Origin of the sequence: Natronolimnobius baerhuensis, assembly GCF_002177135.1 — an archaeon.
In the GTDB taxonomy this organism is placed as follows: Archaea; Halobacteriota; Halobacteria; order Halobacteriales; family Natrialbaceae; genus Natronolimnobius; species Natronolimnobius baerhuensis.
In genome coordinates this window covers 1-24,182 of sequence record NZ_MWPH01000002.1, presented here as the reverse complement: position 1 = coordinate 24,182, position 24,182 = coordinate 1, and the positions used below count along the sequence as shown (strand labels likewise).

Sequence of the window (24,182 nt, the reverse complement as noted above, 5' to 3'; positions counted from 1 at the left end):
CGACACACATATACACACATTCACTTTTAGGCCCAAGACAACACCCTTAAGATATGAAAAATAGATACATCGCGTACCAGAAAAACTCATGCAAAACGAAGATGCACCATCTCATGGTGATCGAACGCTAATTGAGCACTTTCCAAATGGGGTGTTAGTACTGTTCGATTCTGATCTTCACTATCGTATTGTTGGTCCCGAAACACTGCCGTTCTCACAACAGAAAGCAGCAGAGATGGTCGGCAAACACGTTGACGATATTTTCCCAGATGAAACGGTTGCCGTACTTGAACCGAATCTCCGTGCGACAATTGCAGGGGGGACTCGGTCGTTTGATATTGAGTATCAGGATCGAATCCATCATATTGAGACGAGATCGGTACGTGTTGGCAATGAGCCATATGGGATTTTAGTTACGCAAGATGTTACTGAAGTTCGTCAGACAGCAGCGGCACTCGTCACCAAAAATGAGCGTCTTGATCAGTTTGCGAGTATGGTTTCTCACGATCTTCAGAACCCCTTAGCAATTGCAGTCGGTGAACTCGAGCAGTATCGCGAGACGGGCGAAGACATCCATTTGGATGGAATCGAGGACGCGTTGGTCCGAGTCGAGGATCTCATTGTAGATCTCACCGCACTCGCACAAACCAATTCCTCGTCAGAGACACGCAAGTCAGTCTCACTACCTGCGGTTGCACGAGAGGCATGGGAATACATCGATATACGGTCAGCATCCCTTGAAACAGAAGATTGCACGATCCAAGGTGATAGGAGTCAACTCCAGGCACTTTTTGAAAATCTGTTTCGAAACGCAGTCGGCCATGGTGGAGCGGATGTAACTGTTCGAGTCGGACCCATTGGTAGTGGATTCTACGTTGAAGATACTGGAAAAGGAATTCCACAAGCGAAACGAGAACAAGTATTTGAACATGGATTTACAACAGGATATAGTGGGAACGGAGTTGGGTTGACGATTGTAAACCGGATTGCCACCGACCATGAATTTGAAGCCACACTTATGGAATCGCAAGAGGGTGGTGCTCGCTTCGAATTTCAGTGAGCGACACGTTGGAAGTCACAGCAATTTGACTACCAATCTAATTCAAGACGACGGTGTTCAGATACGGATTGAAAAGTGAGCCGTAGCGTTTTTTGAGTGTTTATGCCAGAAAGCGCTAGCCTCAGCGGTAATATCGACCAGATCGACTTAGGATGTATTGAACGCGAAGCGACACCACGATTGCTGATGAAGCTTAGTATTCAATTGCACTTTGCTGGATTATCGCTTTCGAATACTGTTTTTATTCTCGAGACATTTGGTGTCGAACGGGCTCGTTCTACTGTTTATAATTGGGTTCACAAGGCCGATTTACAGCCTGAATCCGGTCGATGTCCAGATTACGTTGCGATTGACGAGACTGTGATCCAACTGAATAATGAGCAGTATTGACTGTACGCTGCAGTTAGCCCTGAGACAAACGAATTGGTCCATACAACGCTTGAACCGACAACAACGAAGGTTATCGCTCATTCGTTTCTTATAGAACTCTCCGAGAAACACGACGTCTCCGATGCCGTGTTTCTCGTCAATGGATCGCACTCGTTGCAAGATACATGTCAGCGTCACGGCTTCGATTTTAGAGACGAGAAATATGGAAATCGGAACGCTGTTGAACGTATCTTTCGAGAGATAAAACGACAAACACTCAGTTTATCAAACTTTTCAGCAATGCGGAAGCAGAAACTGCCGACGACCGGTTCAGATCGTTCAGCTTCGCATGGAATCAGCTTGTCTGAACACTCCCCTTCTGAACGCAGCCACTGACTCATACTGCCGGACATGTAAATCCGGTCGTATGCGTGCGGCCGTTCCACGCTGGAACGGTCGTGAATTCGTGACCAGCTTCGGATTGACTTCTGTTCGGTAGTATCACTACCGGTGAGTGATGGCTATCGACTCGAGTGACAATCAAATAGCGATTATGCCTGCGGATTTTCGTTCAAAAAAGAACGGCAAGATTGCAGGGCATCTTCCGATGGCGGCCTCCCAACCGCCTCTTTTCGTGGTGGTATCAACGAGGTGAATCCGCCACTCTCACCGATTACTCGTCTTCGTCGTCTAAGCCGTCGTCGTCTTCGTCGTCATCATCGTCCAGCCCATCGTCATCATCCTCATCATCGTTATCGTCGTCGATGTCATCATCTTCATCGTCGCCCGCGTCGATATCGTCATCTTCGCCTTCGTCATCATCGTCTAGCCCATCATCGTCGGCATCGTCTAGTTCGTCGTCGTCTCCGTCGCCGTTCAGGTCGTCGTCGTCCATCCCGTCATCGTCACCGATTCCGTTACCTTCGTCGACCGACTCTTCGTCATCGTCATCCATACAGCCTGCGAGCGCGGCAACCGCACCGACGCCGAGTACCTTCGTGAATCGCCGTCTGTTGAGGGTTGGTGCTTTCATAGCGTGCGTTTAGGCCGATGACGAATTGCTAAATAAGGCTGAGAGTTCGTTGCAGTGAATTATCTCGATTAACTCGAATTGCAATGTTTGCAGTGAGAGCAATTGTGTCGTTGCATTTCCGACATGTATTTTTCGTTTTGCTACTTTCGTTCTATAGGCTTGCTACCACGCCGGCAAAGTTCTCAACTGTCGATTTGGTCCTTTAGCACCCGTATAAATGCCGAAGCAGACCAGATTCCGTTTTCCACTGAGGCTGTCCTTGAGTCTCTCTTATCAGCCACAGCAGGCATCGTCATCGCCGTCTGAACGACACACGGCACTCTGCTTGTGCTGGGTAGCTGTTCCAGTTGCACTGTGGCGCTCCTCGAGTCAGACAAATTCCCCGCTACAGCGTCGCTGACTGGTTTAACTGCTTGATAATGAAGTATGGTGGAGTCAACGCAGGCGATAACGTACCAGTCGTGTTTCGACTGCTGTCGCTGCCGATCAGTTTCGGTTGCGACTGACTACCCCAGTGTTGCGATCAATACTACGACCGATGACTCACCCACACAGCAACGATACCGGTGTCCCGATGACGAGTACTACGACCGACTCGAGCAACCTGGAGACGTTGCTCATTGGCATTGATGCGGGCTGTTTGCCGATTTTCGAACGGTTGTTTGAGGAGGACCGCATTCCGACGATTGAACGGCTCTGTACGGACGGGGTCGCTGCGCCTCTCGAGTCCCAGATTCCACCGTGGACACCAAGTGCCTGGCCGTCGATCTATACTGGCGTCAATCCCGGTAAACACGGCTCGATTGGCTTCGTCGGGTACGATGGCTACGATTGGCACGTAACGAGCAACGACGACGTCCACGAACACCCGCTGTGGACGCTGCTCGATCATCACGACCGCTCGAGTGTCGTCGTTAATGCGCCAGTCACACACCCGCCCGACGAGTTCGATGGCGCGGTGATTCCCGGGTTTCTCGGCCCCGAAGACCCACCCTGTCATCCGGCGGGACTCTTAGAGGACGTTCGCGACGGGATCGGCGAGTACCGCGTGTACCCGAGCTACACGCGCGATGACGACTCGCTCTCGGAGGCAGAAAAAATCGAGGAGTACTGTACGCTGGTCGGTATGCGCGGTTCGGCATTTCGCTACCTTGTCAACGAGTACGAGCCGGACTTCGGGTTCGTCCAGTTCCAGAAGACAGACACCGTCTTCCACGAGTTCGATGGCGACGAAGCGCACGTCGACCGCGTCTACGAGGCAACGGACGAGCAGATCGCAGAGATCCTCGAGCACTGCGATCCGGAGCGGGTGTTTCTCGTCAGCGATCACGGAATGGGTCCCTACGAGGGCTCAGAGTTTCGAATCAACGAGTTCCTCCGTGATGCTGGGTATCTCGAGACGACAACTGGCGGGAAGGGAATGCCCTCGTGGACGCCGATGCGCAGGCAGCTTCGTGAGGGAGAAGACTGTGACACGTGGGAGCCCGGACTCACAGCGCGGACGTTGTCGGTCGCTGCTCGGTTCGGGCTCACGGCTAGTCGTATCCGGGCGGGTCTCGAGCGGGTTGGTCTCGCCGAGTTCGCCATCGACCATGCACCGGGCGGTGTCTCTCGAACGGCGAACGAACAGGTCGATTTCGCCAACTCTGTGGCGTACGTCCGCGCCCGAACTGAACTCGGCGTTCGGATCAATCTCGAGGGGCGAGATCCTGACGGTGTCGTGTCGCCCGATTCGTACGAACAGGTTCGTGAGGAACTCATTCGAGAACTTCAGACTGTCGAGACGCCCGATGGGGAGCCGTTCTTCGAGACCGTCGCACCGAGCGAGCGGTACTTCCACGGCCCGAACCACGAGGAGGCGGTCGATATCGTCACGATTCCGTCCGGCTTCGATCATATGATTACCGAGCAACTCGGTAGCGGGGAGGACGGCTACTTCGACCCCGCTGAACCCTGGAATCACAAACTCGAGGGCGTCTTCGCAGCCACAGGGGCGGGCATCGATTCGGATGCAGCGATTGACAGCGCACACATCTTCGACGTTGCACCGACGATCATGGCCGCGATGGGCCTACCCTACAGTGACCGGATGGATGGCAGCGTCGTCCCAGTGCTGGACTCGACTGACGCAGTCGAATCGAGTCGCTACCCGTCCTACGAGGACGACGAAACCAGCCGAGCTGAGCCTGATGCTGACGTCACTGAACGGCTGGCCGATCTTGGCTACATGGAGTGACAACTTCACACTGCTCTTGCTCTGTTTGAGCGGCTGAAACCGTCTTACACGGGGGATAAGTATGGGTTGTCCTGGTGAGTCTTGCAACACCGATCGCTCGATGGGATTCATTGCAGACGTCCGTCTGACTCACGATGAGCTTCCGCTGGTCCCGACCATGAAGCGCCAGCCCGATCTCACGCTGAGACGTGAGTACGAGACGACCTCCAACGGCACCCAGATGCAGTTCGTTTCCGTGTTCGGTGACGAGACAGACGCCCTCGAGGAGGTTCTGGCAGACGATGCGACCATTTCTGCGGCAACGAAGGTCGCCACGTTTGGACAGCGGTCGATCTACCGGCTGACCATTGACACCCATCTCGAGATTGTCCCGGGCCAGTGTAGCGAGTGTGGGATATTCGTCTTTACTGCGACGAGTACCAACGCTGCGTGGAGTGTTCGACTGTACCTTCCTGACAGAGAGTCGTTGGCGGCGATTCGACACTGGTACCGCGACCATGGCGTCTCGTTCCGGGTGACAAAGCTGTGTGAGTCTGGTGCCACCGACGAGGGCACGTACTTCTTGACCGATAACCAGCGTGAGATTCTCCTGCTGGCATACGAAGCTGGCTACTTCGATGTGCCGCGGGATATCACTCAGGATGACCTGGCTGAGCGACTCGACGTGACCGATTCAGCCGTCTCCCAGCAACTTCGGCGAGCGATCTCGATGCTGATCGCAGCCACACTCGAGAACGACCGAACTGCCGGCACAACTATCTAATCTGTGATGATAATTGCCACTATCCTCTCGAGGTGTCCGCTTGTTACTACCCTGGTGACTTATACTGTCGATAAACGGCTTCAAAGAGCCTAAGAGTCGAACTTCGAAATTTCCTTGCTCGCTACTGTTGGTCACAGTGAAACCGTTTTAGTCGGTGGGGAAATCATACTTCTCAGCTCGGGGGAACGATTAGTACTTAAAAACTTGCTATCCGAACCCCTAGTTACTCGGCCACCTCGTTGCTTCACTAGAAGTGACTATCAATGACGGAACGAAGCGGGATGCGAGATGCGGAGCCGGGGGATGAGGCGCGGGGGCGACCGACGACCGATTCTCACGCTACCACGATGTCGAACCGATCTCGGCGGACGTTTTTGCGAGGGGTCGCCGTAACGGGGGCAACGACACTCGGCGTGCTCTCGAGTGCAAGTTCACCAGCAGCAGCGTTTCACGAGAACTACGACACTGTCGTCGATGTCGTCGAAGCCGGAGCGGACAACACCGGTGGGAAATCGATTACGCCGGTACTCGAGGACCTGCGGGCGGATAATACGGCGTTCGTCTTTCCTGAGGGGCGGTACTATATGGACTCACAGTTCCGATTTACCGGATTCGAGAACATCGGTTTCTTCGGACGCGACGCGACGATTGTCCCCGCGCCGTACCACGAGTTCGATGGGCCACGGTTCCGCCTGTTCCGACTCGGCGTCTCGTACAACCCTGGTCAGCGCCTCCAGTTCGAGGGGTTCGACGTCGATCAGACGGCGGCCGAGACTGGTATCCGCGTAATCGAGACGACGATTTCACAGGAGTTGCAGGTACGCGATATTACAATCGACGGCGAACACGACAGCGGAACGTGGGGTCCGGGCATGTTCGCGATCAGCGATCCGAACGGTCAGGGCGTCGTCGAACGTTTCCGTGCGCCTGATGGCGGTCGCCATGCCGACGACACGCCGAACGCGGGGAATCTGTGGCGCGGCCCAATCGGTATCGAGGCAAACACGAACGTCGGCCACCTCGAGTTCAGAGACTGCGAACTCGGCGGCTTTCCGGATAACGGTCTGTACGCGGTCAACGAGGAGGGTACGGTCATCGTCGACGGCGGCCGATTTGCAAACAGCAACGGCGCGAACGTCCGCCTCGGTGGGCAGGGCAGCGTCATCCGAGATGCCACTGTCGCTGTTGACCGAACGCGGTCGTACGACAACAGCCAGCGGGGCATCCGCCTCGAGAACGGTGACAACCTCGAGATTTCCGACGTTGATATCTCGATCTCGGCGCCACAGCCGACCAGCCACGCGATTGCGGTGATGAACACCTGTAGTCGGTCGCGAGTCGAGGGGACCTCACTCGAACTCCGTGGTGACGATGTCAATCACGGAATCGTCGTCTCGCCTCGCGCCGGATTCTCCCATATCGTCGACTGTGATATCGTCCACGAAACGGCGGGTGGCTACCCGCTGTGGATTCGAGAGACGAGCAAACAGGATCGCGTGCTCGTCGAACTCACCAATATCTCCGGCGAGGCGGGTGTGACCAGCGCTGGATTGCGTGACGGTATCCGCTGTGGCCGGGATAACTGCCGGTTCAGTCACGTCCGCGTCGACCAGCCAGGTCGAAACGGTGTCGACCGCAATGGCCTCGTTATCACCGGCGATGACGCCACAATCTACAGAGGCGAGTTCCACGCGAGTCAGTACCCGTACGTCGATCAGGGCAACGGCAACCACATTCGAAACTCGGCGGCTGAATCACACACTGCTGGACTCGAGGGCATCCGACTCTACCCCGGTATCGACGGCCCCGAACTCCGGGTGAATCACATCGTCAACGGTATCGACGACCTCGGCGCGACCGATGTTGTAACGTGGCGAAACACACTCGCCTAGGCGAAACCCAGCATTCCCGTCACTCGAGCGTCTCGGTCGCCCCAATCGCTTCGCGGAAGGTCACGACCTCGAGGTCGCGTTCGTCGACCCACTCGAGGGTTTCACGGATTCGCTCTGCGGTCACGTCGTCTTTGAACGTGTGGGCGCCAAGTATGCCGAGGGCCTCTTGCTCGGCGACCTGATCGAGTTCTGCTTGCACCTCCTCGCGGGTCGTAAACTCGATGAAGTAGTCACGGTTGGTTCCGAACGGATCGAACGCTTCGGGATCGTTGTGCATCGATCCCGGGTGAACGTTCGAAATCCCGTCGTAGTACTCTCGAGCGATATCGACCGTCCGCTCGTCGACGATGTCGTACGGTGCCAGCAGGGTGTCGATGTCGAACCCAAGCCCCTCGAGGTCCTGTTTTGACTCCTCGAGGAACTCGTGCATGAGGTCGTCTGGATAGCGTTCGACTGTCTCATCGGCATCGAAGGACACGCCGACTGGCTCGTCGAACTCGAGGAAGCCACCGATATCGTCGGTGTCCGAGTCGACAACAGTCCGGCGCACGCTCTCGTTGCCGTCCGTGATTTCGATCTCGTAGCCGTGGTGAAAGCCGTGATTGCGCTGCTCGGGATAGATCCGCGTCTCGTCCGGCTCGACGTCTTCGACGAGGTCGAACGCACCGAGTGCGGTGTGGGCGGTCGTGTGCGACGCGATTTCCCAGCCCGCATCGGCGAGTTCCTCCAGGTGGTTGAGGGCCATCCAGTCGGTGCCGTTATAGTCTTCACGGCCGACCCACTCCGAGACGATTCCGGCAGTCGCAGGGGCGTCGAACTCCTGATGGACCGGAAACGCCTGCTCGTAGTCCTCGATTGGCCCATCGTCGTAGACGAACACGACAGCCCCGCCGTCAATGCTCGGGACGTCGTCCGTATTCTCACTCTCGTCCTCGCCGCTTTCAGCTCCGTTCGCAGTGTCGTCTTGGCCCGTCTCAGTCTCGGCGCCGCCGTCTGCGTCACTATCTCGAGACTCCGACTCCTCGCTCGAGTCGCCGTTCCCGTCGCGTTCGGTCCAGCGACTGACACAGCCGGCCGTCAGTCCGAGCATACCCACGCCGGTCGCCTCAATGAGTCGCCGACGCGTCGATTGCTGATCCATCTTCGCACTACTGTCGGCCCGTCGACTCTATACTTATATTTCCGTTAATGACTGGGAGAGCGATTCTCCGTACCGTCTTGCGGTTTTGCGAACGAAACCAGCCTGTCCTGCTGTGGGTACGTTCGTGGGTGCTGGATACGCTCGAAGCGATGATGCTGCCTCGAGACTGAGTGGCCTGGTTGATCTCCACCGTCGAAGGCAGTCGCTGTGGCGTTTAACACGGCTATAATAAGGTCTCGAGAGCGACACGCCACTGCTATTGTGGTCTCTCTCTGCGCTCATCGCTGTCCGCCCGGCACCGTGACTTGCCACGTTTCGAACGGGGGTGACCCGCGGCCGTGGCGATGAACAGGAGCCTCGCGAGTGGCATCTTCTCGGTCGTCAGCGCGAAGATCGTCGTCTTGATCGTCACTGCCGTCTCGACGCCGCTTCTGTACCGATTCCTCGGCGCGTCGGCCTATGGTGACTACGCGGTCTTGCTCTCGGTGTTCGCCATCTACATGATCTTCGTGAGCTCTGGCATCACCGACGGCGTCCGGAAGTATCTCGCCGAGGACCGCTCCGTCGCCAACTGGCAGGAACACGTCGTCGGCTTCTACCTGCGGCTGGCGATCTGGCTCGCCGCAATCGGCATTCTCGTCATGGTTGCTGCGACCGAGTTCGGCTACGTTTCGGTCGCGTTCGGTGAGGAGCGAGCAGTGTACTTCTACATCCTCGCGATCCTCGTCGTGACGGCCCAGTTTCGCGACTATGCGCGAAAGACGCTCATGGGATTCGGCCTCGAGCGCTACTCCGAACCGCTGAAAATCCTCGATAAGGTCGGCTTCGTCGTCGTCGCGATTCCGCTTACCTACGTCGGCTTCGGTGTCGTCGGCGCGCTGCTCGGCCACATCGTCGCCAGTGCGCTCGTCGCGGTCGTCGGATTGGCGCTCGTCCACAGTCGAATCTCGCTGCTGTCGGTGTTTTCGACGCCGACCGAGCGGTTCCCACGAACGCAGATGCTTACGTTCAACTCGATGAGTATCGTCCTCGTGTTCTTGCTGATGTCGCTGTACCACGTCGACATTCTGATGCTCCAGCAGTTCCGCGAGAGTTCGGACGTTGGGAACTACCGGGCCGCCCTCCAGATCGCCGAGTTCCTCTGGTTCGTCCCGCTGGCGCTACAGACGGTGTTTGTCCACTCCACGTCCGAACTGTGGTCCCGAAATCGCACCCGGGAGATCACGGACCTCGCCTCCCGAACGACGCGGTATACGTTTCTGCTGACCGGCGTAATGGCAGTTGGCCTCGCAGCGCTCGCTGACGTTGCGATTCCGCTTTACTTCGGTGCCGAGGCTGAGCCGGCTATCGACCCGCTGTTGTTACTCCTCCCCGGCGCGCTTGGGTTCGCCCTCGCCAGGCCGGTTCTGGCTGTCTCACAGGGGAACGGAACCCTTCGCTATCCCGTCGCCGCCACCGGCGTCGCGGCCGGCGTCAACGTCGTCCTCAACGTCCTGCTGATCCCGTCCTACGGCATGCACGGCGCGGCCATCGCGACCAGTATCGGCTACGGTTCGATGTTCGTCCTCCACTGCTGGAGCGCTCGTCAAGTCGGCTTCGACCCGCTCGCAGACGCACGCCTGGCTCGAGCGACGCTGGCGACGATCCTCACCGCCGTGCCGATCTTCGCGCTTACTGCCACGATTTCGAACCCGTGGCTCGCCCTCCTCGTCGTCCCACCGGTCGGCTTCGTCCTCTACCTCGGGTTTGCCTTGCTGGTCGGCGCACTCGACCTGACCGAACCGCTCGAGATCCTCTCGGCGTTTCCGGATCCAGTCGGCTCGAGTGCCAGTACACTGCAGACTCGACTTGCGGGCCTCGAGAGTGGCCCCCCGCGAAACTGGTTCCAACTCCTGCTTGTCGGCGCTGGGCTGTCTTTGTTCGCGTCGGGGCTCGCCGTGGGGGTTCTGGGGATCGACGCTCCGGTCGTGTTGCCCTGAGCCAGGCATCCGCAGTCTTATTGGAGAACTCTCGAGTAGTCACTGGTGCCAGCGAGCATAGGCTTGCCGTCGCACCCGCGTGCACCTTACGCTCTCAGTACGTTTGTGGCGGCCGCTCGAGAATCTCGAAAATCTCGCTCGCACGAAACTCGCGATTGCGCTCGTTCCCCGTAGTCTCCTCGAGGACGTCGTTGTGCTCGAGTGCATCGTGGCAGCGGGTCTGGTTTGTAACACGGCGGCTGGTCATCTGAGACGAGTCAACCCGGCGAATCGGTCGGTAAAATCTGGCGTTCCGTTCGTAACTACTGCCATGCTCGACCCCTCCATAGTTACATTTACCACCGAAAATCTAACTAATCAGGCGATCAACCAGGGCCAATTAATACTGACCAAGGATTTCGATCCTTGATCGCGAGTGGAGGTCACGTCCTGTTTCCGGGTTCAATAGCGCGGTAGGCGTGTTTCCTCGAGGGTTAGTGACAATCAATACTATTGTAGCCACTGAACGTCAGTGCGCACCTGATCGCCAGACGGATCGGCGATCAGTGCGTGTTTCCGGTTTCGGAATCAGCCACAGGACACGACTATCGCACTTGCATCTCGAGGTGTTCGTGTTCGCCCATATCGAACACCATCGCGAACAGGAGGAAGGCGGCGCTGGCGACGAACAGCAGCAGGATGCTCGAGCCCGAAACGCCGATACCAACGCTCAAAAGCGCCGTAATCATCGTCAGTCCTGTCGCGACGGCTCCGGCCGCGCCCAGTCCCGCGCCGATGAGGTAGAACAGGGCGAGCGGATGGAAATCGAGCACGAGGTGTTTCGTTTTGAGTCGCCAGAGGAAGTTCCGAAGCAGCATGGTCGATACTTTCGGGATGTACTCCGAGTACTGGATGCTCGATTCTTCGTCGCCGTAGACGGCCGGCATCGCCACGTCTGCGACGCGCATCTCGTGGACGTTCAACGTCACGAGCAGGTCGTTACAGTAGCCGTAGTACTCGTAGAGTTCCTCGACGTTGATCGCCTCGAGTGCGTCGCCCGAGATGGCGGTGTACCCGTTCTGGGGGTCCATCGTTTTCCAGTAGCCCGAGGCGGTCTTCGTCAGGAACGTCAAGATCGTGTTGCCGACGAACCGAAAGCGAGGCATGGCTGCCCGATACTCCGCCGAGAGCAGTCGATTCCCTTTCGCGTAGTCGGCTTCTCCCTCAGCGAGCGGATCGAGCAGTCGAGGCATATGGGAGAGATCCATCTGCCCGTCTGCATCGACGGTAACCGTTGCGTCGATATCCTCCTCGAGCGCTGCCAGATACCCGGTTTTGATCGCCCCGCCAGCGCCGAGATTCTCGCGGTGTTGAATCGGAACAACGCGCCCAATTGGCTCGCCGACCGATGCTCGTCTTGCGAGCGCGGAGGTCCCGCCATCAGCGACGAGTCGGTCGGTATCCTCGCGACTCGTGCTGGAATCGCCGCTCGCATCGCTGTGTGTGTCCTCGCGAGCGGCCTCGAGAATCTCCTCCCAGGTGCCGTCGCTCGAGCGGTCGTCGATCACGTAGAGGCGGTCGACGAAGGCGGGCATCTCGCAGATCACGTCGCCGACGAACCCCTCCTCGTTGTACGCGGGAATTACGACGCCCACGGAGAGACCGCGATACATCAGCGTTCACCTCGAGTCGACTGCAGTTCCGACGCCGTGATGACCTCGAGATCGAGGCCGTCGATGTACTCGAGTAAGTCGACGAAGGCGTCCTCGCTCATGCCGTCCTCGCCGACTTCCTCGAAATGCAAGACGGCGAGTTGGCCGTAGTCCGCAGCGTGCTCGAGATACGTTCGCGTCGTCTCGCCGGCATCGGCAGCAAACACGCCCACGTTGTGTGGATCCGTCAGCGGCAATGCGTTCGGCGCGCCGCCGTAGCGAAACGCCTGCTCGTGGGTGTCTCTGACGAGATCAATCGTGGTTGGCCCGAGCACGTTTCGGGGCGTGACAAAGTGGTTCGTTCCGTCCGAGAACCCACGATTCTCGAGGTAGGCGTTCGTCCGCTCGAGTGCGCCTTCCTGCTGTTCGGGGGTAAAGTCGGGAAGCGACTGCGCGCCGGTTCGGGGCCGGGCGGCCACGTCCCAGCCAGCGTCGACGAGCGCATCGAGCTGGGTGATCGTGAGTCGTCCCTCGGTCCCGACGGCCTCAGGGATGACCGCCTCGACGCCCGCGAACTCGTAGGCCGCCATGTGTGAGAGCGCGACCTCGTGGTGGCTCTCGAGGGTGCCGTCGAACAGCAGCATGACAGCGCCCGTCTCCGGTCGGTCGGCTGCTCGAAGGTCGTCGAGGCGACACTCGATGGCTCCCGTAGTGTCGCCACGACGGCGAGCACTCAGGCGGAGTTCACGGACGTCACTGAGATCGGGCTCGCCCTCGACCTGCGTGGTCCCGAAGTCGACGCGCACCCAGCGGTCGGTCGGGCCGACGAGCGTCCGTTCCATGGTGTGGACGGCTCGTGAATTCGGGGCGAACAACTCGAGCGTGAGATGGAGTTGCTCGCGCCCGCTGAACGATACCGCTAGCGAGAGATTCGACTCGGAGAGATCGATCCCCGCCGAGAACGTCCGATAGATCGTTGCGTATTCGGTGTCGTCACCAGCTGTGAGTTGGGCCGATTGCGTTCCAGCGTACGGCTCGTCCGTCGCGGCCTCGAGTGTACCCGCGTCGATCATCGACACCCAGCCGTCGAGATCCTCGAACGAGTCTATCGCCTCGCCGGGCAGGCCGACCGTTGCGTCGGTGCCGGTCGGCTCCTCGTCGGTGTCGTCTGTTTCCGACTCCGGTGTCGGACCGTCAGGCGGTGACTCCTCGTCATCGTCTGTGTCGCCCCACTCGGGAACGCTCGAGAGACAGCCCGCAAGGCCGAGCGTTCCGGCCGTTGCAATTGACGTCACGACTGTTCGTCGGCTTCGATGCGTCATTACTCGAGGCGACGACTCAGTTCCTCTTTCTTATAGAGCCATTAGCGGCGCTCTCGCGACCGACGACTCCCATGCGTGGCTCTCGAGTGCACCAGTGAAAGCAAGACCTGTCGAGGCGGCTCCGATACCGGCTCGAAACGTGGTTTATCCACGCGATAATAATCCCCCTCGAGCAGCAACCTCCGGGAAATGACTCGCGTTAGCGTCGTGATTCCGACGTACAACAGAGCGCCAACGCTTCCACGGGCGATTGAAAGCGCACTTGCACAGACCATCGACGACCTCGAGATTCTGGTCGTCGACGACGGCTCGACCGACGACACTGCCTCGGTGCTTGCGACCTACCAGGATATCGACTCGCGGGTTCGGCCGGTCGTCCACGCAACCAATCAGGGAGCAAACGTCGCCCGAAACACGGGCATCGAACACGCCCGCGGCGAGTATCTCGCTTTTCTCGATTCGGACGACGAGTGGCAGCCCGAGAAACTCGAGCGTCAACTCGCCGCCCTCGAGGACCGCTCGGACGAGTGGATCGGCGTCTACTGCGATGCGGGCTTCGAACTCTCTGGTGCGAGCGGGCGCGTCCAGCGTGTCGCTGCGTCCGCCCTTTCGAACGCGGATACCGAACCGACCAGAGAGGGCGGCGAGGAACTCATCGGCGAAATCCTCGCGGACAACGTCCAGCCCGGTGCCGGGTCGACGCTGCTCGTCGAGACGGCCGTCGCACGGGAAGTCGGCGGGTTCGACGAAGCGCTCGAGCGGTTCCAGGACCCGGAGTTCTGTCTGCGCGTCCTCGAGCACGGCAACCTCGCCTACGTCGACTCGGAACTGGTCCAGCGCGAACCGACCGGCCACCCACCGGCAGCCGTCATCGAACAGGCGAGCGAGCAGTACCTCTCGGCGTATGCGGCTGCCGTCGACCGGTTCGAGGCGGAGGGCTACGACATCCGGGCCACTCACCACCTCATTCTTGCAAAGCGGTTCCTCGCTGAGGGACACCCACTCAAAGCCGCATGGCACTTGCGAGCGGCATCGGTGTCTGCACGCCACGTCCCCGGACTCTGCTGGAGCGCTGGCGCTGGCATCCGGCGGCGACCGGCAGCGATGCTACTGCCGTTCGTCGTTCTCGTCGTTGCGACTGTTGTGGGTGTCGGGGCACTCTCGAGTCGCCTCCGAGCAACTGTGTAGCGGCCGTCGCCTACTCATTAGGGTCGGCGTCCACGCTGTCAACGACTGCCGTCCCGGATGGGTATGCAGTGGGCTGTTGAGGCGAATGCCATGGGGCTTGACCTCGAGGCGGTTCACGAAGACGGTGCTCGATCACTCTAGAGAAAATACTTACCAATCCTTCAATATACGTCGATATGGAGCGCAGGGACGTCCTTGGAACAACGTGCTCGTTCGTCGTAGCCGCTGTTGCAGGCTGTCTCTCTGACCAGGACGAAATCGGCATGAGCGACAGCGTTCCTACCGAGATCTCGAACTGGGAAGCGACTCGAGATCTCGCTCAGGATGCAGTGCCAGCCTCAGATGAATCCCCGCGCATCACAGTCGATGGTGACTCGACAGTCGTGGTCGAAGGATACGTTAGTTATCCCTCTGGAAATTGTGACGAACTCGTAATTTCCCCAGATCGAACGGAGTACGACCCGGAAGATGGCTCGCTCTCCGTGTGGGTAGGCTACATCCGTGACCAGGTACCAGGCGAAGGCTGTGCGGTACCCGAGTCCTCCACCCCATATCAGGTACGCGTTAGCTTCGACGACGGGTTGCCCGACACCGTTACGGCCGTTGAATATGGGAGTCACGGGGAGAAGGAAGCAACGAAGCCGTAGGTTGTACTTGATGAAGGCAGTAATAGTGACTCGTCACGAGCGAGGCACATCGAATACTCTATTGCACGCGAACAACAGGTATGCGTATGGGTTCAACACTCGTTTTGGCCTTGCTGGCAGGGATCTTCGTCGGGGCCCTGTTCAGTGTGATACAAATACCCATCCCGGCCCCACCAAGTCTCCCCGGTGTCCTCGGAATCATCGGAATCTTTCTGGGATATAAGGGAATCGAATGGGTAGGCGTGAAGATCGATTTGTTCGCGATGCTTTCGGTCGTTTTCTGACTTCGCTTCGCTCAAACCGTGTAACTGGAAAGAGAGACAAACCCAATGAGTGCTGTTTCCAGGGATACCGTTTGATACTCGACTTGTAGTGTACAGTAGATTCACGAGAGTAAGTCAATACAGTGACTTTCAAGCGTTGAAAGGGCCTGAAAACACCTGCTCGAGGTCGTCCAAGTCGACCAGCAACCAGCGCTCGTCGAGTTCCGAAGCGAGGCCATCGACGAAGCCGCTTTTCGAAAACAGGACAAACTGCTCGGATCGATCTTTCGGCCCCCAGCGAACGTTTGTAGCCTTTTTTCGAAGGTCATCAACGAGCCCGTAGCCAACCGGATCAGTGGTCCATTTGCATTCGGCGAGGAGTACCCGGTCGTCGTTGGGTGCGAGTCCGACGATATCGATCTCGTCTTCTCCGTACCACCATCGACCGACCTCGGAGTACGGCTCCAGTTCACCTCGTCTGATGAGTTCCCAGACAGCCTCGTTGCAAATATCCTCGAACGTTGTCGCAACGTGTGTTGGTAAATCTGGCTCAATTGTCCCCTCAAAAACGATAGACGGCGCTTCTTCGATACTCGAGCGATTTGGCTCGACGTAGCGGTACCAGAATCGGAGAAATTCATCGGCAACTCGGTACCGGGAGCGCTTGGACTTTTTTCTGGTTGCTGTGACCGGAACCTCACGCTCGAGGAGCCGAAGGCGACGAAGCGTCTGGAGATACTTCGAAAGCGGCCCGGAATCGATGCCAGTTGCTCCTGATATTTCGTTTGGTGTTGTCTGCCCGAGTGCCACCGCCTCGAGGATACTCAGGTAGCGGGCAGGATTCCGAAGCTCGGTTCGAAGTAGAAATTCCGGCTCGTTGTACAGCACTGCTGTCGGCGAAAGGATGTGTGTCTGGATATTCTCGGCTAGTGAGTCGTCGTAGTCGAAGAGCGTGAGGTACATCGGTGTCCCCCCGGTGATGGAGTACGACCGGATCGCATCCCCGATATCGCCGGCGATCACGTCGTACGCTTGTTGAAACGAAAACGGCTGGAGATCGATCTGGCCAGTTCGACGACCGTACAGCGGGCTTTCGTGGCCGAGTACTTCAGATTCCATCGTACTCACACTCGAGCCACACAAGACGAGCATTGACGCAGTGTTCTGAAGTTGCTCGTCGACGAATGCTTGGACGTAGGACGGGAGTGAGTCGTTTTCGTCGACTAAGTACGGGAATTCGTCAATGACAACGACTCGATTCTCTGTCTCGAGTTTCTCACCGAGATACTCGAATGCGTCGTCCCAGCCGTCAATTCTGGGAATACGCTCATCGAACGCGTCGGCGACCTGTTCTACGAACTTTTCACGTTGACGACCTTCTGCCTCCTGCGCAGCAAGATAATACAGATGGGGTCGATCAGCACAGAACGCTTTCAGAAGCGCAGTCTTTCCGACGCGTCGGCGTCCGTACACCACGTAAAAAGCATGACCGGAGGATGAATATGCCGTCTCGAGCGACGCGAGTTCGTCCTCCCGATCATAGAAGGTCATACGTTGGATAATGATTATCGCGATAATGACTTGGGTGTTTTGGTCCAGTGGACCGTTTGGCGGAGAAGATATCAGAAAGCCACTTCTGAACGTGGCTCGAGATGCCCCTCTTAGCCCAGGATGTACCGGAGCTTAGGGAACCGCTCGAGGAGCGGTTGTCCGCCGACGGTGAGCTGTTCGATGTAGCGGTCGAGGCCGACGATCCGACCGGCGGCGAACGCGCCCAGCGCCAGGAACAGGATGGCGTAGATCAGCGTCGAGTCGAACAGTGCGAGCCACTGTCCTTCCCAGCCGCCGAGGTAGAACATCGCCATCTGCATCGCGCCGCCGAGGGCAGCCAGACGGACGAACGCGCCGGCGATTAGCGCAACGCCGATCAGCACCTGGGTGGCCGGCACGACGACGTTGATGACCTCGAGGAGGGCGGCATTACCGGCCATTGCGGCGAAGAGGCCACTAACGGGGCTGGCTGGGTCGACGCCGTGGATCAAGAAGCCGCTGGCGTCGAACGCTTCGCCGCTGACGACCGCGAGCTTGCCAAGGCCTGCGAACAGAATCATGCCGCCCATCACGAATCGGAGGGCGACGACGAACCATGCAGTCAGCGCGTGAGGGTGTCCTTCGAGTGTAATTCCTGCATATCGGCTTTCGAGTTTGTTTTGCGTTGTTGTGGACATCGTGGGTCAGCTCTTGTATTTGTACAGAGGGGCCCCACGAGGATGATCGAACACCCTCTATTTGATGGGTCTGTGGTCGGAGTGTGAGAATCGGAGACAGAAAACCGCCGTTTAGAGCTCGAGCGACCCCAATCGCGCGGAGTTGGAGATCACCGAGACGCTCGAGGTGATCATCGCGGCGACTGCGATCACCGGGTGGAGCAGTCCGAAGAACGCGATTGGGATCGCAACCGCATTGTAGATGAACGCCCAGAAGAGATTCTGCTTGATCTTCGAGAAGATTTTCTCGGAGAGCGTGAAGGCGTCGACGAGCGCGTCGAGCTGTCCGCGGACCAGGCTGACGTCGCTGGATTGAATCGCGATGTCCGTTCCCGTTCCGATGGCGATCCCGACGTTGGCTTGCTTGAGCGCCGGCGCATCGTTGATGCCGTCGCCGACCATCCCGACGTTGTACCCCTGGTCTTGCAGTTGGCTGACCTTGTCGATCTTCTCCTGCGGGAGGACACTGGCCAGTACCCGCTCGGGGTCGATATCGACTTGTTCGGCGATTGCGCGGGCGGTCCGCTCGTTGTCGCCCGTGAGCAGCCACGTCTCGATCCCTCGGTCGTGGAGTTCCGCGATAGCCTCGACGGACTCATCTTTGATCGTGTCGGCGGTGCTGACGAGTCCGACCGGTTCGTCCTCGAGACCAACGATCACCGTCGTTTTGCCCTCTTGCTCGAGTTCGCGCAGTCGGTTGGCGATGTGCGTTGGGAGGTTGCCCTCGAGTTCGTCGTCGAAGAATTTGGGATTGCCCACGGAGACCGTTCGGCCGTCGACGGTCGCCGTGATTCCCTTGCCAGGGACGCTCTCGAACGCGTCGGGGTCCGAGAGTTCGATCCCCGATTCCTCGGCGTATTCGACCATCGCATTCCCGATTGGGTGCTCGCTCCCGCGTTCGGCGGAGGCAGCGAGTCTGATGAGTTCGTCCGCGTCGAGTTCCCGCCCGGAAGCGCTCGCGGTGTCGTCGCCAGGATTACCGGTCGTTATTCCGCCATCGGTGGCGCTCGAACGGCCGGGTTGAACAACCACGTCCGTGACGGAGTGGTTCCCCTCAGTGATCGTTCCCGTCTTGTCGAGGACGACGATATCGAGGTCTTTCATCGTTTGGATGGCCTCGCCGTCGCGGAAGAGAATCCCGTTCTCCGCCGCTTTGCCAGTTCCCGCCATGAGCGCTGTCGGCGTTGCCAACCCGAGCGCGCAGGGACAGGAGATCACCAGGACGGCGACGGCGGCGAAGATCCCAAGCGTCAGCGGCTCGAGCGTGAGGTCCACCCACGGGAGAGACGGCGCACCGACGCTGGCGACGGCCTCCATCGCACCCGGTGTGAGCCACCACAGCAGGAACGACAGTGCCGCGATAGCGAACACCGTTGGGACGAAGTAGTTCGTGATGCGGTCGGTCAGCGCCTGAATCGGCACCGTGGTTCCCTGGGCCTCCTCGACGAGTTCGACAACTTCCGAGAGGAAGGTGTCGTCGCCGACCTTCGTCGCCTCGAGTGTGAGTCGACCGGCGTTGTTGACCGTCGACCCGATTACTTCGTTGCCTTCTTCCTTGGTCACGGGGTCTGACTCGCCGGTGACCATCGACTCGTCGACGCTGCTCCGGCCGTCGATGACGACGCCGTCGACGGGAATCTTCTCGCCCGGCCGGACGACCAGTCTGTCACCGACATCGACCTCATCGAGGGGTACCTCCACCTCTTCGCCGTTCTGAAGGACCCGCCCCGTCTCCGCTCGCATCGACATCAGCCCCTCGATTGCCGAACTCGCACGGCCCTTTGCGCGGTGCTCGAGGTAGGTACCGACGTTGTGCGAGGCCATGATCATCGCCCCGACGCCGGCGTAGTTCTCCATCGGCATGACGAAGACCATTACGCCGGTTGCCCACGCGACGAGTGTCCCGACCGAGATCAGCGCGTGCATGTTGAACACGCCGTTTTTGAGCCCTCGGTACGCCGCCGCGTGCGTTCGAAGCCCGTAGTAGAAGACAACGGGAGTCGCGAAGACGAGCATCAACACGTCGATCTGACCCCCGCTCAGCGTGTCCAACGGCGTCCACATGAAGACCATCAGGAGAACGATGGGCGACGTGACGATCCAGGCACGGATCCCCAACTGGCGAAGCGTTTGCAGTTCGTCGTCGTCTTCCATCTCCTGGTCCCCATCGAGGAGTTCTTCTCGCACGCCGTAGCCGGCGTCTTCGACGGCTGCGACGAGGTCGTCGGTGCTTACGTCCGGATCATGCTGGACGTCCGCACGTTCCGTCGCAAAGTTGACCGACGCTTCGTCGACGCCGTCGACATCCTCGAGACTGTCCGCTATCGCTGATGCACACGTCGTGCACGACATTCCCGAGAGGGACAAGTCGGTACGCTCTAGATCAGTTTGGTTCTGTGGCATGGTGTCGTCACCTCATCATACCCTACGAGAGCCACTTTGAAGCGAATTCTCGTTACAATTATTCGAATCCAGAGCGGGGGAGACTTACAAATCAAAAGTGTAGGCCGAAGTCAGTCTATGCCTTGCTGCAGCGACTCGTAGCGCTGTTCGTACAGATCCTGACAGGAACTGCAACAGAACACCTTAATCTCGTCTCCAACCTGAGCGGTCTCTCCATCGCTCGTGACGGCGTTGTCACAGACAGCACACGAGAGACTGAAATCGGCCGGATCGATTCCAGTGTTCCACTCGTAGTGTGCAAGCGGCTTGATATCGTACGAAACCAGATCGGAAACCTCGAGAACCGCTCGAAACCACGAATGCACGTCTTGGTTCGGTGCGTTCACGTGAGCGACGATACTCCCATCCAGTTGCTGGAAGGTGTGCTCGGTTTCGCTGAGAGTAGAGACGTGCTCGAAGACGCGTTCAACAGCCTCGGGTTTGACTTCCAGATGAAGCAGTGCTGGAACGCGGTCCTGGAGTTTCGTCCGGTCGACGTCGAGCGTGAAGGTCTGGATGATGTCGAGTTCTTGCAGTCGAGCGACGCGGTCGGACACTGCTGGCGGTGTCAGACCGACGTGTTCGGCTATCTCGCTGTATGGTCGGCGACCGTCCTCGATTAGCAATCGAAGTATCTCGAGGTCAGTTTCATCTGGCTGTCTCATATATCTAAATACGACACCGATAGTATTACCTCTTGCTCGTATTTTGCTTTGCATTCAAAAGCACAGTTGGATTCTTGCCGAACAATTGAAACCACAACCGCGATAACCGGTCTTGCAGACCAGCATGATCCGACTGCCACCTATCACTGGAACGACTTGTGCTCTGTTCGAGTGCAAAACGACATCGTTCATAGCCAGATCTGTCAGTAACCCACGACTGAAGTCGTGGGCTTCCTCCTTGCATTTCTGTGAGTCTTTGCTTGTCATTCTGCGCTGTTGGTACCCCATTCTGTTCCATCACTCGCGTCGTTCTTCTGGCCGACCTCGATCTTGATCGCACCACTGCATAGTCGTCTTCGGTGATCCAGCGAGATAATTGCTTCAGGTGCCCCGGTACCAGACCTCGTTGAGTTAGTCAAGACCATCTCTCACTGCGGTCTCGAGGATGGCGAGAACGAGGAGGCTGCCTCGCTGTTTCCCCACCGTTCGGCTGCCTCTTGCAGTGTCACACTCGCAAGAACTCGCCTACTCGTCTTGTAGCGCTGTGGTGATCGATTGCAGTTCCGCTTTTCGGAAGGTGCGCTCGAGTGCCTCTTTGGTGAACGCAGTCGATTCGATTCGTTCGTATCTTCCGACCGATTGACGAATCTCGTTTCGGAGTTCAGCAACAGTTTGTATTATACGCCCTCTACAGAGCGCCTTGTTCTGTACATTTTGGTCGGATTCGTTTCACCCGTCAATACTTGTGCTCGGATGGTGCCAGTCCGAGGTCGTCGTAGAACGCCTGATCGATGCGATTACGTTGTGCCACCCAGCGTTCGAACCCATCGCGATCCGCTGGATAGGCCTCGTACTGCCGTTCGTAGGTCGCGACGTGGTCTCGAGTGGTTCTGACGCCACGGATTGCCTCGAGGAGGTCTCGCTTGCTCACGCCAAGCGTTTCGAAGGTGCCCTTGCGAGACTCCGAAACGAAGTTTTTGAGTACGCCGCTGCCGACGTGTAGTTTGCTTTTGAGACTGTCTATCTCCGTCGAGGTACCGACGATTTCGCGCAACTCTGCTTCGGGAAGTAACGCGGCGACGGCTCGGAGGACGTTCACGTCCATGGAACTCGCGGCGACGTTGTAGGCGTCCCACGAGGCGAGTTTTGCGGCCTCACCGTGCTCTCGGTAGAGCCAGCGGTTGTGTTCCCAGAGGCCAGCCTCGGAGACATCGCCGTCTTCGACGGCCTGGACTGCGGCACGACCAGCGGAGTAGCCCGAGTAGGCTGCGCCACGAATGCCCTTCCCCGTGATCGGATGGGTCGTCCCCGCCGCACCGCCTGCGGCCAGATAGCCGGGTGCAACCATCGAATCCAACGGCCGCCGGAGTGCAATCGCCGAGCCGAGTTTGTTCTTCGTGCCGAACTTTTCGGCGACAGTCGCCCCCTGAAATTCGGGTCGATTCTCGAGATCGCGACGAATGCGGTCGGCGAACGGAATCGGGTCCTTGTTCATCTGGAACCCGAGGCCGACGTTGATCTGAGTTGGCGTCCGTGGGAAGTACCAGATGTAGCCCAACTCCTCGAGCGGTTTGCCGACGATGGCGTTGTGGTAGCTCACCGGTTTTTCGGTCTCGATGATTTCGCGATACGCCGACCCGAAGTGCGTGTAGTGGGGGACCTCGAACGTCGGGTCGCCGGCCGTGTCGAGTGCATCGAAGTCGACCATATCTTGCAGGATTGACTGTGCGCCTGCGGTGTCGATCAGGACGTCACACTTGTAGGTTACCGGCTCACCGTCTCGGACTGCCTTGACGCCAGTCACACGACCATCTTGGGTGACTTCGTTGACCACCGTATCGTAGTGTTGTTCGACCCCGTTGTCGGCCGCTTGCTCGAGGAGGCGCTGGCCAAACTCGTAGCGGTCGACAACGTTGCTGCCCTGCTCGTCGTAGGGCAACACCTTCCGGACGTCGAGGTCTTCGTCCCAGAACTCGATCTGATCGATGTTGGAATCGATCAGGACTGCCTCGTCGTCCGCAATCGCGTCCATATCGATTGGACCCGGATAGTTCGCCGGCTCTCGAGGGCGTTTTATCGCATCGCCACAGGCGATATAGCCACCCTGCTCTCGAGGCTTGCGCTCGAGTTGCGCGACGGCCATTCCTTCGGCTGCTGCTGTTGCTGCCGCAAAACAACCCGCAATTCCGCCGCCGACAACGACTACGTCGTACTGGTCGTGCGCCATTAGGTCTATTCTGTGCGTTCGGAAATGAGCCACGTAACTTTTGCTTTTGCGGCGGTTCGGACGGTGAGACAGCCAAATTGTTGGTACAACTACGGTTTCTGATTTGTGCTGATTTCGAGACCGTCTCCTCTGAGTTACCCGCGCGTGGCACCTTTTCTTCTCAACTCTGTCGCTGTCGTGTACAGACGACCTTTGAACGAGGGTATCCGGGATACATCCCTCGACAGATCCGTATTTGAGTGTCTCCGCAAGTGTCTTCGTATGTCAGACACAGATGATCGCCTCCAACGATATCTCGAGGACGAACTCGGTGAGTGCCGAAACGAGGACCGCCAGAAGCGTCTGGATGAACTCGATGACCTGAAATCCGTCCTCGATCCGGCTGTCGTTTCGAGTGATGTTCAGACGCCCTCTGCGCTCGGTAACGAGACGCGCTACCAGTTGGTCCGACTTCTCGTTGAAGCCGGTGAGTCGCTGTGCGTCTGTAAAATCACGCTACTCGTCGATGTGAGCAATAGTGCCCTCAGCCACGCGCTCTCGACGCTCGCTGAGGCAAACCTCGTCACGAAACGCAAAGACGGACGCTGGCGGAAGTATCGAGCAACGACTCGAGCGAGTGCCCTTTTGACTGTCCGTGACGGATCTCGCCGCGTCTACCACTTCGAACTCGCGATTCTGGTCGCCGTCGCCGTTTTCAGCGTTGGTTTTGTCAACTCGAGAGTATCTGGATCTCATCAAAACTGATTTGCAAGGGAAGGCGAGACAGACACTCTCACACTTGTTAGACGATCACTTAGCGGGACTGAATCCGTGGGCTTAAATGCAAGAGGGAGAAAGGATCTTATCCTAACAAAGAACCAATGCACCAGTCCGCGCAAGTGTGACTGGGAAGGGTCAATGCAGGCCAGCCGTCTACTGGCGTGCAAATGAGACCGTGTGTACGTGTAGTCCAGGCGTCCACTGGACCCGTTCCCGGGTCACTCAACATTACACTTTTAGTGTAGTGCCGATCCGATGAACGTGGCTACTGTGCCAGCTGGTGGATCGCTCGGCTTGA

18 protein-coding genes and 2 pseudogenes are annotated in these 24,182 nt (G+C 58.2%); 10 read left to right on the top strand and 10 right to left on the bottom strand.

All coding sequences use genetic code 11. From position 1 onward, the window contains the following. Nucleotides 1-88: 88 nt before the first annotated feature. Complete coding sequence (locus B2G88_RS06335; RefSeq protein WP_087714317.1) at nt 89-1,060, top strand: sensor histidine kinase; 972 nt, start codon at nt 89-91, stop codon at nt 1,058-1,060. Nucleotides 1,061-1,162: 102 nt separating this feature from the next. Further along, nucleotides 1,163-1,797, top strand: a pseudogene (locus tag B2G88_RS06330) (IS6 family transposase). 305 nt (nt 1,798-2,102) lie between these two features. Here B2G88_RS06330 and B2G88_RS06325 read toward each other — a convergent pair. Further along, the gene (locus B2G88_RS06325) at nt 2,103-2,462 is read right to left on the bottom strand and encodes a hypothetical protein (RefSeq protein ID WP_054863912.1); all 360 of its coding nucleotides are present in this window, start codon (nt 2,460-2,462) and stop codon (nt 2,103-2,105) included. A gap of 574 nt (nt 2,463-3,036) precedes the next feature. On the opposite strand from B2G88_RS06325, the gene B2G88_RS06320 reads away from it, so the two are divergent. The 3 genes from B2G88_RS06320 (at nt 3,037) to B2G88_RS06310 (ending at nt 7,353) form a co-directional block, all read left to right on the top strand. Further along, nucleotides 3,037-4,698, top strand: coding sequence for an alkaline phosphatase family protein (locus B2G88_RS06320; RefSeq protein ID WP_245835317.1), 1,662 nt, complete (start codon nt 3,037-3,039; stop codon nt 4,696-4,698). Nucleotides 4,699-4,798: 100 nt separating this feature from the next. Next, a complete protein-coding gene (locus B2G88_RS06315) occupies nt 4,799-5,461 on the top strand; it encodes a helix-turn-helix domain-containing protein (RefSeq protein ID WP_087714315.1) in 663 nt (220 codons plus the stop codon). A gap of 263 nt (nt 5,462-5,724) precedes the next feature. After that, nucleotides 5,725-7,353, top strand: a complete 1,629-nt coding sequence (locus B2G88_RS06310) for a right-handed parallel beta-helix repeat-containing protein (protein WP_087714314.1) — start codon at nt 5,725-5,727, stop codon at nt 7,351-7,353. Nucleotides 7,354-7,372: 19 nt separating this feature from the next. Here the strand turns inward: B2G88_RS06310 and B2G88_RS06305 are convergent, their stop codons facing one another. Next, nucleotides 7,373-8,494 (bottom strand): polysaccharide deacetylase family protein, encoded by a 1,122-nt coding sequence (locus B2G88_RS06305; protein ID WP_054863913.1) that lies wholly within the window; start codon nt 8,492-8,494, stop codon nt 7,373-7,375. Between the two features lie 344 nt (nt 8,495-8,838). Between B2G88_RS06305 and B2G88_RS06300 the strand changes: the two genes are divergently transcribed. Then, nucleotides 8,839-10,473 (top strand): flippase, encoded by a 1,635-nt coding sequence (locus B2G88_RS06300; RefSeq protein WP_087714313.1) that lies wholly within the window; start codon nt 8,839-8,841, stop codon nt 10,471-10,473. Between the two features lie 94 nt (nt 10,474-10,567). On the opposite strand, the gene B2G88_RS19480 is transcribed toward B2G88_RS06300, so the two are convergent. The 3 genes from B2G88_RS19480 to B2G88_RS06290 form a co-directional block, all read right to left on the bottom strand. Continuing rightward, nucleotides 10,568-10,720 (bottom strand): hypothetical protein, encoded by a 153-nt coding sequence (locus tag B2G88_RS19480; RefSeq protein ID WP_176393188.1) that lies wholly within the window; start codon nt 10,718-10,720, stop codon nt 10,568-10,570. Between the two features lie 337 nt (nt 10,721-11,057). Further along, nucleotides 11,058-12,125, bottom strand: coding sequence for a glycosyltransferase family 2 protein (locus B2G88_RS06295; RefSeq protein WP_054863914.1), 1,068 nt, complete (start codon nt 12,123-12,125; stop codon nt 11,058-11,060). After that, complete coding sequence (locus tag B2G88_RS06290; protein ID WP_054863915.1) at nt 12,125-13,426, bottom strand: polysaccharide deacetylase family protein; 1,302 nt, start codon at nt 13,424-13,426, stop codon at nt 12,125-12,127. The genes B2G88_RS06295 and B2G88_RS06290 overlap by 1 nt, the downstream gene beginning before the upstream one ends. A 189-nt stretch (nt 13,427-13,615) precedes the next feature. Between B2G88_RS06290 and B2G88_RS06285 the strand changes: the two genes are divergently transcribed. The 3 genes from B2G88_RS06285 to B2G88_RS06275 all read left to right on the top strand — a co-directional run bounded on the left by B2G88_RS06285 (nt 13,616) and on the right by B2G88_RS06275 (nt 15,545). Further along, nucleotides 13,616-14,614, top strand: a complete 999-nt coding sequence (locus B2G88_RS06285; protein WP_054863916.1) for a glycosyltransferase family 2 protein — start codon at nt 13,616-13,618, stop codon at nt 14,612-14,614. Nucleotides 14,615-14,790: 176 nt separating this feature from the next. Continuing rightward, entirely contained in the window at nt 14,791-15,261 is a 471-nt protein-coding gene (locus B2G88_RS06280; RefSeq protein WP_054863917.1) for a hypothetical protein, read from the top strand. An 86-nt stretch (nt 15,262-15,347) separates the two neighbouring features. Next, nucleotides 15,348-15,545: a XapX domain-containing protein gene (locus B2G88_RS06275; protein ID WP_054863918.1), complete on the top strand. Its 198-nt coding sequence runs from the start codon at nt 15,348-15,350 to the stop codon at nt 15,543-15,545. 129 nt (nt 15,546-15,674) lie between these two features. On the opposite strand, the gene B2G88_RS06270 is transcribed toward B2G88_RS06275, so the two are convergent. The 5 genes from B2G88_RS06270 to B2G88_RS06250 form a co-directional block, all read right to left on the bottom strand. Beyond that, entirely contained in the window at nt 15,675-17,075 is a 1,401-nt protein-coding gene (locus tag B2G88_RS06270) for an ATP-binding protein (RefSeq protein WP_087714312.1), read from the bottom strand. A gap of 110 nt (nt 17,076-17,185) precedes the next feature. Beyond that, nucleotides 17,186-17,752 carry a DoxX family membrane protein gene (locus tag B2G88_RS06265; protein WP_087714311.1) on the bottom strand — a complete coding sequence of 189 codons (567 nt, stop codon included), beginning with the start codon at nt 17,750-17,752 and terminating at the stop codon, nt 17,186-17,188. Between the two features lie 111 nt (nt 17,753-17,863). Continuing rightward, the gene (locus B2G88_RS06260) at nt 17,864-20,194 is read right to left on the bottom strand and encodes a heavy metal translocating P-type ATPase (protein WP_087714310.1); all 2,331 of its coding nucleotides are present in this window, start codon (nt 20,192-20,194) and stop codon (nt 17,864-17,866) included. Nucleotides 20,195-20,304: 110 nt separating this feature from the next. Next, entirely contained in the window at nt 20,305-20,898 is a 594-nt protein-coding gene (locus tag B2G88_RS06255) for an Lrp/AsnC family transcriptional regulator (protein ID WP_054864161.1), read from the bottom strand. Nucleotides 20,899-21,634: 736 nt separating this feature from the next. Next, on the bottom strand, nt 21,635-23,125 hold the full coding sequence (locus tag B2G88_RS06250) for an NAD(P)/FAD-dependent oxidoreductase (protein WP_087714308.1): 1,491 nt from the start codon (nt 23,123-23,125) through the stop codon (nt 21,635-21,637). A 261-nt stretch (nt 23,126-23,386) separates the two neighbouring features. On the opposite strand from B2G88_RS06250, the pseudogene B2G88_RS06245 reads away from it, so the two are divergent. Beyond that, nucleotides 23,387-23,773: pseudogene (locus B2G88_RS06245) on the top strand (ArsR/SmtB family transcription factor); the annotation flags it as partial. Between the last annotated feature and the right edge of the window lie 409 nt (nt 23,774-24,182).

What these genes read in the sequence shown, in the direction of transcription:
- B2G88_RS06335 (WP_087714317.1), top strand. Translation starts at nt 89, where the DNA reads ATGCAAAACGAAGATGCACCATCTCATGGTGATCGAACGCTAATTGAG.
- B2G88_RS06325 (WP_054863912.1), bottom strand. Translation starts at nt 2,462, where the DNA reads ATGAAAGCACCAACCCTCAACAGACGGCGATTCACGAAGGTACTCGGC.
- B2G88_RS06320 (WP_245835317.1), top strand. Translation starts at nt 3,037, where the DNA reads ATGACGAGTACTACGACCGACTCGAGCAACCTGGAGACGTTGCTCATT.
- B2G88_RS06315 (WP_087714315.1), top strand. Translation starts at nt 4,799, where the DNA reads ATGGGATTCATTGCAGACGTCCGTCTGACTCACGATGAGCTTCCGCTG.
- B2G88_RS06310 (WP_087714314.1), top strand. Translation starts at nt 5,725, where the DNA reads ATGACGGAACGAAGCGGGATGCGAGATGCGGAGCCGGGGGATGAGGCG.
- B2G88_RS06305 (WP_054863913.1), bottom strand. Translation starts at nt 8,494, where the DNA reads ATGGATCAGCAATCGACGCGTCGGCGACTCATTGAGGCGACCGGCGTG.
- B2G88_RS06300 (WP_087714313.1), top strand. Translation starts at nt 8,839, where the DNA reads ATGAACAGGAGCCTCGCGAGTGGCATCTTCTCGGTCGTCAGCGCGAAG.
- B2G88_RS19480 (WP_176393188.1), bottom strand. Translation starts at nt 10,720, where the DNA reads ATGACCAGCCGCCGTGTTACAAACCAGACCCGCTGCCACGATGCACTC.
- B2G88_RS06295 (WP_054863914.1), bottom strand. Translation starts at nt 12,125, where the DNA reads ATGTATCGCGGTCTCTCCGTGGGCGTCGTAATTCCCGCGTACAACGAG.
- B2G88_RS06290 (WP_054863915.1), bottom strand. Translation starts at nt 13,426, where the DNA reads ATGACGCATCGAAGCCGACGAACAGTCGTGACGTCAATTGCAACGGCC.
- B2G88_RS06285 (WP_054863916.1), top strand. Translation starts at nt 13,616, where the DNA reads ATGACTCGCGTTAGCGTCGTGATTCCGACGTACAACAGAGCGCCAACG.
- B2G88_RS06280 (WP_054863917.1), top strand. Translation starts at nt 14,791, where the DNA reads ATGGAGCGCAGGGACGTCCTTGGAACAACGTGCTCGTTCGTCGTAGCC.
- B2G88_RS06275 (WP_054863918.1), top strand. Translation starts at nt 15,348, where the DNA reads ATGGGTTCAACACTCGTTTTGGCCTTGCTGGCAGGGATCTTCGTCGGG.
- B2G88_RS06270 (WP_087714312.1), bottom strand. Translation starts at nt 17,075, where the DNA reads ATGACCTTCTATGATCGGGAGGACGAACTCGCGTCGCTCGAGACGGCA.
- B2G88_RS06265 (WP_087714311.1), bottom strand. Translation starts at nt 17,752, where the DNA reads ATGTCCACAACAACGCAAAACAAACTCGAAAGCCGATATGCAGGAATT.
- B2G88_RS06260 (WP_087714310.1), bottom strand. Translation starts at nt 20,194, where the DNA reads ATGCCACAGAACCAAACTGATCTAGAGCGTACCGACTTGTCCCTCTCG.
- B2G88_RS06255 (WP_054864161.1), bottom strand. Translation starts at nt 20,898, where the DNA reads ATGAGACAGCCAGATGAAACTGACCTCGAGATACTTCGATTGCTAATC.
- B2G88_RS06250 (WP_087714308.1), bottom strand. Translation starts at nt 23,125, where the DNA reads ATGGCGCACGACCAGTACGACGTAGTCGTTGTCGGCGGCGGAATTGCG.